This window comes from Nocardia acididurans (assembly GCF_016741815.1).
GTDB lineage: Bacteria > Actinomycetota > Actinomycetes > Mycobacteriales > Mycobacteriaceae > Nocardia > Nocardia acididurans.
The window spans coordinates 70194-82839 of record NZ_JAERRJ010000008.1 but is presented as its reverse complement, the minus strand read 5'-3'; the positions used below and the strand labels follow the sequence as shown (position 1 = coordinate 82839).

The 12646-nt window shown below is 69.3% G+C and carries 12 protein-coding genes; 5 read left to right on the top strand and 7 right to left on the bottom strand.

What is annotated here, in order from left to right:
- Positions 1-184 precede the first annotated feature (184 nt).
- Positions 185-1408, bottom strand: a complete 1224-nt coding sequence (locus tag JK358_RS21280) for a hypothetical protein (RefSeq protein ID WP_201949518.1) — start codon at positions 1406-1408, stop codon at positions 185-187.
- A gap of 5 nt (positions 1409-1413) precedes the next feature.
- Positions 1414-1635: a hypothetical protein gene (locus tag JK358_RS21275; protein ID WP_201949517.1), complete on the bottom strand. Its 222-nt coding sequence runs from the start codon at positions 1633-1635 to the stop codon at positions 1414-1416.
- Between the two features lie 220 nt (positions 1636-1855).
- Between JK358_RS21275 and JK358_RS21270 the strand changes: the two genes are divergently transcribed.
- Positions 1856-2986: a glycosyltransferase gene (locus JK358_RS21270; protein ID WP_201949516.1), complete on the top strand. Its 1131-nt coding sequence runs from the start codon at positions 1856-1858 to the stop codon at positions 2984-2986.
- An 89-nt stretch (positions 2987-3075) separates the two neighbouring features.
- Here JK358_RS21270 and JK358_RS21265 read toward each other — a convergent pair whose 3' ends face one another.
- On the bottom strand, positions 3076-4191 hold the full coding sequence (locus JK358_RS21265) for a hypothetical protein (RefSeq protein ID WP_201949515.1): 1116 nt from the start codon (positions 4189-4191) through the stop codon (positions 3076-3078).
- Positions 4192-4440: 249 nt separating this feature from the next.
- Here JK358_RS21265 and ald point away from each other — a divergent pair, with 249 nt between their 5' ends.
- Entirely contained in the window at positions 4441-5547 is a 1107-nt protein-coding gene (ald, locus tag JK358_RS21260) for an alanine dehydrogenase (protein WP_201949514.1), read from the top strand.
- Positions 5548-5578: 31 nt separating this feature from the next.
- On the opposite strand, the gene JK358_RS21255 is transcribed toward ald, so the two are convergent.
- On the bottom strand, positions 5579-6085 hold the full coding sequence (locus tag JK358_RS21255; protein WP_201949513.1) for an Lrp/AsnC family transcriptional regulator: 507 nt from the start codon (positions 6083-6085) through the stop codon (positions 5579-5581).
- A gap of 259 nt (positions 6086-6344) precedes the next feature.
- Between JK358_RS21255 and JK358_RS40410 the strand changes: the two genes are divergently transcribed.
- Entirely contained in the window at positions 6345-7259 is a 915-nt protein-coding gene (locus JK358_RS40410; RefSeq protein WP_201949512.1) for an EamA family transporter, read from the top strand.
- Positions 7260-7283: 24 nt separating this feature from the next.
- On the opposite strand, the gene JK358_RS21245 is transcribed toward JK358_RS40410, so the two are convergent.
- From JK358_RS21245 to JK358_RS21235, 3 genes are all read right to left on the bottom strand, one after another.
- Positions 7284-8720, bottom strand: coding sequence for an amino acid permease (locus tag JK358_RS21245; RefSeq protein WP_201949511.1), 1437 nt, complete (start codon positions 8718-8720; stop codon positions 7284-7286).
- 77 nt (positions 8721-8797) lie between these two features.
- Positions 8798-9826: a YdcF family protein gene (locus JK358_RS21240; protein ID WP_201949510.1), complete on the bottom strand. Its 1029-nt coding sequence runs from the start codon at positions 9824-9826 to the stop codon at positions 8798-8800.
- A 62-nt stretch (positions 9827-9888) separates the two neighbouring features.
- Complete coding sequence (locus JK358_RS21235) at positions 9889-10065, bottom strand: hypothetical protein (protein ID WP_201949509.1); 177 nt, start codon at positions 10063-10065, stop codon at positions 9889-9891.
- 89 nt (positions 10066-10154) lie between these two features.
- Here JK358_RS21235 and JK358_RS21230 point away from each other — a divergent pair, with 89 nt between their 5' ends.
- Together JK358_RS21230 and JK358_RS21225 are read left to right on the top strand one after the other, a co-directional pair.
- The gene (locus JK358_RS21230) at positions 10155-10730 is read left to right on the top strand and encodes an NUDIX domain-containing protein (protein WP_201949508.1); all 576 of its coding nucleotides are present in this window, start codon (positions 10155-10157) and stop codon (positions 10728-10730) included.
- 99 nt (positions 10731-10829) lie between these two features.
- Positions 10830-12443, top strand: coding sequence for an FAD-dependent monooxygenase (locus tag JK358_RS21225; RefSeq protein WP_201949507.1), 1614 nt, complete (start codon positions 10830-10832; stop codon positions 12441-12443).
- The last annotated feature ends 203 nt before the right edge of the window (positions 12444-12646 follow it).

Here is a 12646-nt window from a genome sequence, read left to right as displayed (position 1 = left end):
GCGGGGCGTGCAGATCTCGCACCCGCGACAGGTCGGGGCAGGTCTCGACCCGCGAGGGGTCGAGGCCGGGTCTCCCGGTGCGGATCCCGCCCGCACCGGGAGCCGCCGCGCAGGCGGTTCCCGTGCGGACGTGATCCCACTGTCGCCGAACGCATCTCGGTGTTTCGGGACGAGATCCGCGGACTCAGCGCGAGATGCGCACCGTGGCCGTCAGTGAGGCCAGCGCCTCGTCCAGTTCCAGCTCGCTGATCCGCTGTTCCAGCTCCGCGCAGTCGGATTCCGGTAGCGCCGACCACGATGCGCCGATCCGCGACTGCGCGTCGGGTTCGGCGGCGGCCAGTACGCGCAGCAGCTGTGGCCACAGCTGCGCTTGGGTGGCCAGCGCGGGCAGCTGGGCCAGGGTGTCGTCGTCGAAACGCGAGATCTGGCCGCCGATTCGGCGCGCGGCGGCCGGTGCGGTGCGAGAACCGAATTCCAGCAGGCCACGCCAGACGGCCGCCTCGGTGATGCCGTGCACCGCCGCGGCGATCGCGTCGATCGCCTCCGGGTCCTCGGCGATCGGCGTGGCGGCCAGCTTGTCCAGGGCCGAGCCGCTCAGCTGCCCGGTGAAGCGCAGCGTCTCGGGGATCGCGCCGTCGGCGATGAACGCCGAGACGAGGTCGGTGATCTCATCCGGCGTGCCGAGTTCGAACAGGATGTCGCCGATGCCCTCGACCACGTCGGCGTCGCAGCGTGCGAACACCGACAGCGCGGCCAGCCGCAGATCCTTGGAGCCGCTGATGATGGTCTGCACCAGCTTCGGTATCCGCTTACCGCTGCCGGCGAGCAGATGCCGGATGATGACGCTGATGTTCTCGCCCGAGTACGCGTAGGACGCGGCCCGGATGAGCCCTTCGTCGTCGTGCACGCTGTCCTCGACCGCGCGCACCAATTCCGGTGTGGCATAGGCGAGGAATGGTCCCGCTGTCACGTAGTCGCGGCGGCGCAGGATCTCGTTGATGATCCCCATGACCGGTTCGGCGGGCGCGACGTCGGCGAGCTGCCCGACGGCGTGCGGGTCCATATACGGTGCGGCGTCCGCGGCGTAGGCGGGTTTCAGCATGCCGACCGCCTCGGCGGCCTTCTTCGGATGATCCACCCCGATGGCGCCCGCCGCGCGCCCGGCCATGACCGGCGGCACCATACGCTGCACCAGCGGCAGCGAGATGGTGAGCGGAATGATCGGCACCAGCAGCGTCAACCGCGAGAACGTCGCATTGTGTTGCGCGAAAATGACTTTCGCCATGCGTTCCTGCAGATCGTGCAGGTTGGCCGCCCCGAGCTTCTCCAGGTGGGCCAGCTTGTCGTCCGATACGTGCAGGGTCCGGGACAGCAGGGTGATCTGCGCCCGGGTCACCAGATCGCTCATCTCCCCTACCCGAGCTTGTTGCCGAACATGATCTTCTTGGCCGCGGTGCTCAGCGGCCAGGGCAGCGCGCCCACCGTCTTGTCGACGGCCTCGACCATGGCGGCCGCCTCGGTGCGCTGCGCGTCCTTGAACATCTGCAGCAGGTCCGCGATCTCGGACTCCGACAACATCTCGAGCGCGGCGACAGGCCCACCCAGTTCCCGCTCGAGCTCACTTCTGGCACTCATACATCTCCCCTTTCCCGGATGGCCGGGATCACGCATCCGCCCCCACTTGATCACAGATTCTTTGTCGCCACAAACGTTTGCGCGCCTCGCACCCGGTGAACAGGCATCAGGTGACCTCAGTTGCGTTCGCGCCCGGGTTGGCCGGTTCTTTCGCGGGTGTTCACACGGAATTGGCGGTGCGGGTGCCGTTGGTTACCCGTAGCCCTGCCACGATCGGCCCGTGCGCATAGTGCAGCTGGCTAATTTCTACGGTCCGCGGTCCGGGGGGTTGCGCACCGCACTGCATCACCTCGGCGAGGGGTATGTGGCGGCGGGGCACGAGGTGGTGCTGATCGTGCCCGGCGCACGGCCCGGCGAGGAGGTGCTGCCCAGCGGCGTCGTGCGGATCACGGTGCCTGCCATGGCGATTCCGTGGACGGGCGGCTATCGGGCGGCGGATCCGCGCCGGGTGGCGGATGTGCTGGGCGGGCTGCGCCCGGATGTGCTCGAGGTGTCGGATCGGCTGACCCTGCGCGGTTTCGGCGGCTGGGCGCGCCGCCGGGAGGTGGCGAGCGTGATGATCTCGCATGAGCGGCTGGATCGGCTGCTGGGCCAGGTGCTGCCGGGGCCGATGGCGCGGCGGGCGGCGGACGCGGCCAACCGGCGAACCGCGCAGAACTACGACATCGTGGTCTGCACAACGGCTTTCGCGCGGGAGGAGTTCCAGCGCATCGACGCCGAGAATGTGGAACTGGTGCCGCTAGGCGTGGATCTGGACCTGTTCAGCCCGCACCGGCAGGACCGCCGCCTGCGCACCGACCTGGGCGCGGCGGATCGGCCGCTGCTCGTGCACTGCGGGCGGCTCTCGGTCGAGAAACGCGTGGACCGCAGTATCGAGGCGATCGGGGCGCTGCGCCGCGAGGGCGTCAACGCCCGGCTCATCGTGGCCGGGGACGGACCCCGCCGCGAAGCCCTCGAACGCCGGGCCCGCTCCCTGCCCGACCTCGACGACGGCCTGCCCAGCGTGCATTTCACCGGATTCATCGACGACAGAACGCATTTGGCCACCCTGCTGGCCACCGCCGACGTCTCCCTGGCCCCCGGCCCGCACGAAACCTTCGGCCTGGCCGCCCTCGAAGCCCTCGCGGCGGGCACCCCCGTGGTGGCCAGCCGCTCCTCGGCCCTGGCCGATATCGTCACCGCCGACTGCGGCGCGGTAGCCGCCGACCACCCGGACGCCTTCGCCCAGGCCGTCACCGACGTCCTCGCCATGCCCACCGACGGCCGCCGCCTCGCCGCCCGCACCCGAGCCGAACAGTTCACCTGGCCCGCCGCGGTGGCGGGGATGCTCGAACTGCTCGGCTCGGCATAGCGCCATCCCGGTAGGATCGACGCGCGCCAGGACGCAATCGTGCACTGCCCCTGAGGATTCCGGCTGCGGACGCGCCGGAGCTGCCGCCGTCAGTCGCGGGATGGGTCGGGCTGCCACGGTATGTAGGGCACGCCGTCGCTGTCGGCGACGCTGCGGGCGGAGTTGAGCTGATACGGCGTGATGCCGCCGGCCTGCCACGGTCCGACCGAGCCCGCCGCGACCGCGGTCCCGGATTTGGCGACGAGGCCGATATCGTTGCGCACCACGGTGATCGGGCGGTCGGCGAGGGTGAACCAGTCCAGGTCCAGGAAGTCGTGACTGCCCTGGGTGAGCGCGCCGCGGCGCATGGCGTCGCCGAGGCGGGTGGCCATGCCGGTCGAGCGCAGATGGCCCTCGTTGGCTTCGAACAGGCCCGCGCCCGCGCGCAGATAGCCGGTTTCGAAGAGTGAGATCACCATGGCGAGCAGGCTGAAGGCGCGCGGGTCGTCGTTGGCGCGGGCCATGAAGGCGAAGACCTCGATCTCGTTCTCGAGGGTCGTTCCGTAGCCCGCGAGCACGTGCACCCAGTCGTGCTGGGCGAGCAGCGGCGGGGCCGAGCCGGGTTTGCCTGGCGTGACGAATCCGCGGTCGCGGTAGAAGTCGGCGACGCCGCGGCCCAGCGTGCCGACCGGCAGGCCGGCGAGTTCGGCCCAGCGTCCGGCCAGCGCCGGATCGTCGGAGACCTGTCCCCACGAGGTGTCGAGGTCGTGAGTGTGCAGGGCGTCGAGGCGGCTGAGGTCGAGCCCGCCCAGGTAGCCGTTGCGGGCGAAGTCGACGGCGGCGAGATCCACCGCGCCGTCGGCGTACTTGCGCGCGACCGCGATCATGTCGTCGTCCACGCCCAGCGCGTCGGCGTATTCGCGCAGCCGATCGGCGACGGCGGCCGGTAGCGGCCGCACGACCAGCGCGGCCAGCAGCATGGTCTGCACGATGCGCTCCCGGAAGACCCGGTTGCGCCGGGCCAGCCGGTGCGCGAATTCCTCGGCGCTGAGCGGCCGGACCGCGTCGAGTTCGATCGGATGCCCGGTCATGGACAGGAACAGTGCGGGAATCAGCAGCTGCTGCAACGGGGTGAGCCCGTCCTCCCCGGTGACCGCGGCGCAGACGCCACAGGCCAGCAGATGCACCTCGTCGGCGTCCGGAGGGGTGAGCAGGATGTCGTCCATGGCGCTCATTCTCGAGGCGAATCAGGTTTGGCGCGTGTCCATTTCACTGTGGGCGTAGTCGCGACGCGGCCGAAGATGATTCACCGAGCACCGGTGACGACCGCCACAGCGCTGAACATATCGACGCCATATAGCTCATCATCAGAATCTTCTTCAGCGATATGGAGATGATCTCGCAGAAACTTCATACTCGAAACAGAAGAAGCGGCGGTCGCCCCGACTGCTCGAGACGACGCTCAGGAGTACAGCATGAAGATCGGAATCCCTCGCGAGGTCAAGAACCACGAGTACCGGGTCGCCTGCACCCCCTCCGGTGTGCACGAGCTGGTCGCGCGCGGGCACGAGGTGTACATCGAATCCGGCGCGGGCGTCGGATCCACCTTCGACGATGCCGCCTACTCCGTGGCCGGTGCGCGCGTACTCGGCACCGCCGACGAGGTCTGGGGCATCGCGGATCTGGTCCTCAAGGTGAAAGAGCCTGTCGCCGAGGAATACTCGCGCCTGCGCGCCGGCCAGACGCTGTTCACCTACCTGCATCTGGCCGCCTCCAAGGAGTGCACCGACGCCCTGCTGAACTCCGGCATCACCGCCCTCGCCTACGAGACGGTCACCGCCCGCGACGGCTCCCTGCCGCTGCTCGCCCCCATGAGCGAGGTCGCCGGACGCCTTGCGCCGCAGGCGGGTTCATACCATCTGATGCGCAGCGGCGGTGGTCGCGGCGTGCTCATGGGCGGCGTGCCCGGCGTGCGCCCCGCGCAGGTGGTCGTGATCGGCGCGGGCGTGGCCGGGCGCAATGCCATCGCCGTCGCGCACGGGATGCACGCCGAGGTCACCGTGCTGGACCTGAACATCGCCCGCCTGCGCGAGATCGACGATCTCTACCACGGCCAGGTCCGCACCATCATGTCGAATCGGCTCGAGGTGGAGAATCTGGTGCGCGAGGCCGATCTGGTGATCGGCGCGGTGCTGGTCCCCGGCGCGAAGGCCCCCACCCTGGTGTCGAACGAGCTTGTCGCGCAGATGAAGCCGGGTTCGGTGCTGGTCGACATCGCCATCGACCAGGGCGGCTGCTTCGCCGACTCGCATGCCACCACGCACGCCGAGCCGACCTACCGCGTGCACGATTCGATCTTCTACTGCGTGGCGAACATGCCCGGCGCGGTGCCGCACACCTCCACGGTGGCGCTCACCAACGCGACACTGCCCTACGCGATGGCCCTGGCCGACAAGGGCTGGCGCGCCGCCGTGGCCGCCGATGCGGGACTGGCCGCCGGACTGAGCACCCACGACGGGGTTCTGCTGTCGGAATCCGTTGCGGCAGCGCACGGTTACGCCGCACACAGCCTGGCGGCCTGACACCGGACCGACGAACGGCGGTGCCACCAGCTCAGGGTGTGCGACCGCCGCCCGGCCGGAGATGTTCGAAGATGAGGATCGTCTCGGTGGAGGCGACCGCCGGATGCGCACTGAGATTGTCGAGGACGAATCGGCGCAGCTCTTCGGAATTCGCGGTGGCCACATGGATCAGATAGTCGTCCGCGCCCGCGATGAAGTAGACGTTCTCCACCTCGGGCAGCGCGCCCATCTGCTCGCCGAACTGCGCCAGGTGGCCGCGTGCCGAGGATTGCACCCGCACCGCGATCATGGCCTGCAGATCCCGGCCGAGCGCGGCGGGGTCGATATCCGCGTGGAATCCGCGGATCACGCCGCGTTCCACCAGGGCGCGCACCCGCCCCAGGCAGGTGGAGGGCGCGATCCCCGCCGCCTCGGCCAGCGCGTTGTTGGTCATGCGGCCGTCGCGGGCGAGATGGTCGAGCAGCACCCGGTCGATCTCGTCGATCGGTGGACGCGGGCGCGGCACACTCGGCGCCGGCACCGAAGGAACCTTCTTCACAGCCGGACTCTATCGAATATTCTTCGTCTCCGCTCGGAGGCACTTCGCATGTTCTTCGACGCGGATCGACGCCCGTTATGCTCGACCAGGTGGGTACCTACTGGCATACCGTCACACCGCCGCCGGCCGCCTGATCGGGCGCACCGGCTGATCGTCGCCGCATCTCTCGGCTGATCTCCGTACCGGGGACAGGCCGGTTTCTCGTGCGCCCGTTTCGATTCCATCCTTCATCCGGAATTCGACGACGGAGTGCACGACTGTGCCGCATCACCACGCCACCACCCCCTCCCCGGCCGAGGTTTCGACAACCTGGAACGGCCCCGCTCGAATCCTCGCCGCTGCCGTGCTGTGGGGCACCACCGGGACCGCCGCGTCCTTCGCCCCGGCCGGAACACCCGCCGCCGCAACGGGTTGCGCGGGCCTCGCACTCGGCGGCCTGCTGCTCTTCGCGACCGCGCGCGGGAAACGCTTGCGCTGCACCGGCTTCGAGCGCCGACTGCTCGTGCTCGGCGCGTGCGCGGTCGCCGCGTATCCGGTCACCTTCTATCCGGCCGTGGCGCGTACCGGCGTCGCGGTCGCCACGGTGCTGGCACTCGGTGCGGCACCGGTCTTCGCCGGTCTGCTGGCCTGGCTGACCGGGCACGGCAGGCCCACCGCCCGCTGGTCCGTCGCCACCGGACTGGCCGTAATCGGTTGTGCCGTACTGGTATCGAATCCGGCCGCGAGCGGCGAGCACGCGGCAGTCGACCCGCTCGGCGCGGTCCTGGCCCTCTGCGGCGGCTTGACCTACGCCGTCTACTCCCTGGTCGGCGGCACGCTCATCACACGCGGCCATGCCTCCGATCGCGTCCTCGGCGCGATGTTCGGGCTCGCCGCCGTACTGGTGCTGCCGGTGCTGCTGAGCACCGGCGGCACCGGGCTCACCACTGCGCGCGGTGCGGCCGTGGCACTGCATCTGGCGGTGTTCACCACCTTCTTCGCCTACCGCCTGTTCGGATACGGCCTGCGCCACACCACCGTCGCCACGGCCACCACATTGACCCTCGCCGAGCCGGCAGTCGCCGCCGTACTGGGTGTCTGCGTGCTCGGCGAGCGGCTTTCCCTCATCGCGTGGTGCGGGATGGCGGTGCTGGCGGCGGCACTGGCCGTGCTCACCCGCACCGCCCGTGCGTGAAGGTGTCCCGGAACCGGCTGCCGCTCAGCCGTTTCCGGCGACCTCCGCGCCGGGCCGGCGCTGCAACCGCGAGTGCGTCCGCGAATACGCGAAGTACACGATCAATCCGAGCAGCAGCCAGAATCCGAAGCGCAGCCAGGTCTCCCACGGCAGCGACCAGATGAGATACACCGAGAACCCGATCCCGACGACCGGCACCACCGGCATGAGCGGCAACCGGAATTCGCGGGGTTCGTCGGGCCGGCTGTAGCGCAGCACGATCACCGAGATGCTCACCACGATGAACGCCATCAGGATGCCGATATTGGTCAGCTCGGCCACGGTGTTGATGGGCAGCACCCCGGCCAGGATCGCGGACGCGACGCCCACGATCCAGGTGACGCGGGTCGGAACCTTGCGCTGCGGATGGGTTTTCGCGAACCACTCCGGCAGCAGTCCGTCGCGGCTCATGGCGTACCAGACGCGGGTCACGCCCAGCATGAAGGTGAGCACCACGGTGATGATGCCGACGATCGCGCCCACCGCGATGATGTTCGCGACACCGGGCATCCCCACCGATTTGAACGCGGTGGAGAAGCCGCTGGTGGGGCTGATCTCGGTGTACTTCTGCATGCCGGTGAGCACCAGGGTGGCCAGCACGTACAGCACCATGGCGATGCCCAGCGAGTACAGAATCGCTTTGGGCAGTTGCTTTTTCGCCTCGGTGGATTCCTCGGCGGCGGTGCTCATGGCGTCGTAGCCGAAGACGGCGAAGAACACCGTCGCCGCACCGGTCCACACCGCGGCGGTGCCGTACGGGAAGTACGGGCTGTAGTTGGCGCTGTTGATGTGGAAGACGCCGAGTCCGATGATCAGCAGCACCAGCGCCACCTTGATGGCCACGAACACCGTCTCGAAGCGGCCCACGCTGCGGATGCCCCGGGACAGCACGTAGGCGGTGCCGAGGCAGAACAGCACGGCGAACAGGTCGACCCGATGCCCCTCACCGGTATCGGGCGCGCCGAGCATCCAGGCGGGCAGTTCCAGCCCGATCTGTTCCAGCAGGAAGTTGAAGTAGCCCGAGACGCCGATGGCGACCACGGCCGCCACGGCGATGTACTCCAGCAGCAGATCCCAGCCGATGAACCAGGCCGCGAGTTCGCCCAGCGACACGTAGCCGTAGGTGTAGGCGGATCCGGCCCTGGGCACCATGCCCGCGAATTCGGCGTAGCAGAGCGCCGCGCAGGCGCTGGCCACACCGGCGATGAGGAAGGAGATGAGCACGGCCGGTCCGGCGGTCTTGTTGGCGACCGATCCGGCCAGGGAGAAGATGCCCGCGCCGATGATGCCGCCGACACCGATGGCGGTCAGCTGCCACAGGCCCAGGTGCCGGGATAGTCGTTCGTCGTCGGGTGTGTCGTCGTCGATATCGGTGAGTGGTTTGCGGCGCAGCAGCTGGCTGCGCAATTCCGCGAGCGACATGCGGTGTCCTTTCGGTTCACCGCGCCCTGCCCCGTTGCAGGAACGCGGGCCGCATACGAGCAGTCTGTGTAACCACCCTAGACGCGAAGGGCCTCGTGCCACACCGGATCGGACGGGATGGCCAGCAGCGCCAGGATCGGCAGGGCCGCGAGGACCAGGCAGATGAGCGCGTTGGTCCACTTGTGCTCGAACAGGATTCCCGCGAATTCCCGCAGGATGGCGCTCGGCAGATAGTAGGGCGCGGTGCGGGAGCCGACCACGGCCGCGTCCAAACCCATTCGGCGCGCGAGGATCGCGGTACGCAGGGCGTGAAAGTTACTGGTCACCAGCACCATTCGCGGGGCGATCCCGTGCTGGGCGAGCAGATTCCGGGTGTAGAGCAGGTTTTCGCGGGTGGTGGTGGAGCGGTCCTCGCGCAGCACGGCCGTCTCCGGCAGGCCCCGGTCGATGAGGTATCCGGCCATGGCGTCGGCCTCGGCCACCGTCTCGTCCGATCCCTTGCCGCCGCTGGTGACCAGCAGTGGCCGATGCCCGGCGGTGATCTCGGCGGAGTACACGCGCAGGGCGCGATCCAGGCGGCTCGCCAGCAGCGGCGGCACCCGCGATCCGATCAATCCGGACCCGTGCACCACGATCGCGCCCATCCCACGCCGATACGGCAGTCTCAGGTAGACGAAGGAATACAGCAGGAAGGCCAGCAGCAGGAAACCGATATAGCTGACCACCAGCGTGATGGAGGCCATGGCTGCCGCGAACCAGGGGCTGCCGAGCAGCAGGGTCACCACGAACAGCACGTAGGGCGCGATCAAGGCCAGTCCGAGCCCGAACGACAGGAAGTTGGCCACCCGCCGCCCCTCGCGACGCACCATGAGCACGCCGTTGGCGATCAGCAATCCGGCCAGCACCAGCACGAGGAGCGGTGACAGCACGATGACCACGCCGACCGCGAAGGTCAGCCCGCTGCTGTCCTCGGAATCCATCAGCCCGATGATGGTGAACGCCAACGCGATCAGCAGCACGATCCCGTTGCCGAGGCGCCGCGGCTCCCGGCTCACGCGCAGCGCGAAGATTCCCAGCAGCACCAGACCGAGCACGAGAGCAATCACTCAGCAACCGTAACGGCGGTTCGATCAGCTCCGCCCCTGCGGCACGCCGGAGGGGACCGGGCTCACTCCTGCTCGTCGGCGGGCTGATCCGCCACCGGCTGCGCGGCCGGGGGCGACAGCCGGATCACCCCGGCATCCAGGTCGAGCGCCAGCCGGGGCCGGTGCGTCTGCCCGTCGCCGCTCTGCCCGCTCTCGTCTTCCAGCTTCTTGCCCGGGAACAGTTCACCGATCACGCCCATGCCCTCGACGATAGTCCCGGTCGGGATCACTCGCCCCGCGCGGCATTCCCGGCGGTCGATGTCGTACCCGCCGCGTAGGGTGGCACGCCATGCAGACCGCCACCGCTGTCGTCGCCGATCTCGTCACCGCCCTCACGCCCTGGGACGAGCGGGAGCGGGACCATATCGCGCAGACCCTGGCGTGGCTCGGTTCGACCGATGACATCTTCCGGCGCATCGAACCCGTCACGCCGTCACCGCATCTGGTGACGTACATGGTGCTGGTGGATCCGGACGAACGCGGCATCTATCTGGGTATGCATCGCAAAGCCGGACTGTTCCTGCCCATGGGCGGGCATGTGGAGCCGGGCGAACATCCCCTCGCGGCGGCACAGCGTGAGGTGCGGGAGGAACTCGGCATCGAGGGCAGCTTCGATGTCGTCGGGGAACGACCGCTGTTCCTCTCGGTGACCGCGGTACCGTTCCCGCAGCCGCACGTGGACATCTCGCTGTGGCATGTGATTCGCGGAAACCGTTCGCACGCTTACAGTCTGGATCCCGGCGAGTTCGACGGCGGGCGGTGGTGGCCGCTGGATGCCGCGGCGCTACCCGAGTCGGATCCGCACCTGCCCCGGTTCGTCCGGAAACTGGATCACACGTTGCGGGCGAGCGTCGCGCGGCGATAACAGTGTGAACTCGCCACGCGCACCGGTGCGGAAGTGCGAAACTCGGGGTGGGGTTCGGTTTCCGATACTGTGCTTGTTCCGAATGGGTGGGAGTTCGGCATGGCTGTGGCGGACGTCGAGGTGGAGGTACTGATCGTCGGCGGTGGTCCGGTGGGGCTGGCCGCGCGGGCGCTGCTGGACCGCTGGGGTGTGCGCACCCTGCTGGTCGAGAAACATGATGGGCTGTCGCCGTTTCCGCGATCCCGGCTGGTGAACGTGCGCTCGATGGAGATCTTCCGGCGGATCGGCGTCGCCGAGGCGATCACCGCGCAGGCCTTCCCGCCGGAGTTCGGCCGCATCCGGTTCCGGGATACGCTGCGCGACCACGACTTCGCCACGGCGGGCATGGTCGGCATCAATGCCCCGATTCCCGAGAGTCCGGCGCTCGGGGTGATCACCTCACAGGACCGGCTGGAACCGACACTGCTCGCCGCGGCCGACTCGCCGGTGCGGTTCTGGGTCGAGCTCACCGACCTGATCGAGGCGGGCGACGGTGTCGTGGGTGTGCTCACCGACCATCGCGGGGGTGGGACGACCCGGGTGCACGCCCGCTATGTGCTCGCGGCCGACGGCGCGAATTCCACTGTGCGCCAACTACTCGGCATCGGCACCACGGGCCCCGGCGCGCTCGGCCGCTTCACCATCGTGGTCTTCGACGCCGATCTGCGGCGCTGGAGTGCCGATCAGCCGGCCGGTGTGTACTTCACCGCGCGCGGGTCGTTCGCACCCCTGTATCCCGAGGGCGGCTGGGCCTGGGTCGGTCCGTCTCCCGAGCAGGGATCGGATCCGGAGTGGCCCGATCTGATCAGCCGCTCCCTCGGCCCCGGCCCCGAGGTGAAGGTCGAGGTGCTGCGGCTACAGCACTGGGTGATGAATGCCTTCGTCGCCCAGCGCTTCACACACGGACGTATCCTGCTGGCCGGTGACGCGGCGCACGCCGTGCCGGTCTTCGGCGGTATGGGGATGAACGCCGGGATCGCCGATGTCCACAACCTGTGCTGGAAGCTGGCGGGCGTCCTACGCGGCTGGGCGGCCCCCGGCCTGCTGGAAACCTATGAGCCCGAACGACATCCGGTCGCCGAGCGCACACTGGCGCAGGCGGTGGCGAACACCCGCCGCGCCGTCGAGGTCCAGCGCCGCCGCCACGACCAGCTCCAGCACGGCTCCACAGCATCGGAGCAGGTCGAATTGCCGTGGACGGACCGGTTCTTCGACCAGCTGGAACTGATCCTGGGCTACGCCTACGCCTCCGACGCGGTACTCGCCGAGAACACGGCCCCGGCGAGCGCGGATGCCGCGCTACCAGCAAGCGCAGCACCCGCGCTCGCGGCCGGCACGACACCCGCGTTCTCCGATGCCGACCCGGCGGCTCCCGGCCGCCGGGTTCCGCATCTGGTGGCGGCAGGCCGCTCGACACTGGACGCCTGCGGCGAGTGGTTCACCGTCCTCACCGCCGACCCGGCACGTTGGCGACGATATGCGGCGGCCCAATCATCCACTGCCGCATACCCACTGCGGGTCGAACCGCTGTCCGTGGCGCAGGCCGCGCACTGCGGTCTCGGCCCACACGGCGCGCTCCTGGTGCGCCCGGATGATCACATCGCCGCCCGGTTCGGCGGGCCCCCCGGAGACGACACGCTCGGCACCGCCCTGGCCGCGGTAACCGGGCACTAACCGCTGGTCAGCCAGGCGACGGTGTCGGTGGGCAGGGTCGCGGTCCTGCGCGGCGACGGTCTGTGCGGCCCAGTGCTCGGGCTGCGGCAGCCAGGTCGGGCGGGTGGCGGTCACGGGTGAGAATCCGCAGGGCGCGTGGTCGCCGGACCACGGCATCGGTATCCGGCGGCCGCACCGCATCCGCAGTGTTCTCGGCTCGGCGC

What these genes read in the sequence shown, in the direction of transcription:
- JK358_RS21280 (WP_201949518.1), bottom strand. Translation starts at nt 1,408, where the DNA reads ATGAGCGATCTGGTGACCCGGGCGCAGATCACCCTGCTGTCCCGGACC.
- JK358_RS21275 (WP_201949517.1), bottom strand. Translation starts at nt 1,635, where the DNA reads ATGAGTGCCAGAAGTGAGCTCGAGCGGGAACTGGGTGGGCCTGTCGCC.
- JK358_RS21265 (WP_201949515.1), bottom strand. Translation starts at nt 4,191, where the DNA reads ATGGACGACATCCTGCTCACCCCTCCGGACGCCGACGAGGTGCATCTG.
- ald (WP_201949514.1), top strand. Translation starts at nt 4,441, where the DNA reads ATGAAGATCGGAATCCCTCGCGAGGTCAAGAACCACGAGTACCGGGTC.
- JK358_RS21245 (WP_201949511.1), bottom strand. Translation starts at nt 8,720, where the DNA reads ATGTCGCTCGCGGAATTGCGCAGCCAGCTGCTGCGCCGCAAACCACTC.
- JK358_RS21235 (WP_201949509.1), bottom strand. Translation starts at nt 10,065, where the DNA reads ATGGGCGTGATCGGTGAACTGTTCCCGGGCAAGAAGCTGGAAGACGAG.
- JK358_RS21230 (WP_201949508.1), top strand. Translation starts at nt 10,155, where the DNA reads ATGCAGACCGCCACCGCTGTCGTCGCCGATCTCGTCACCGCCCTCACG.
- JK358_RS21225 (WP_201949507.1), top strand. Translation starts at nt 10,830, where the DNA reads ATGGCTGTGGCGGACGTCGAGGTGGAGGTACTGATCGTCGGCGGTGGT.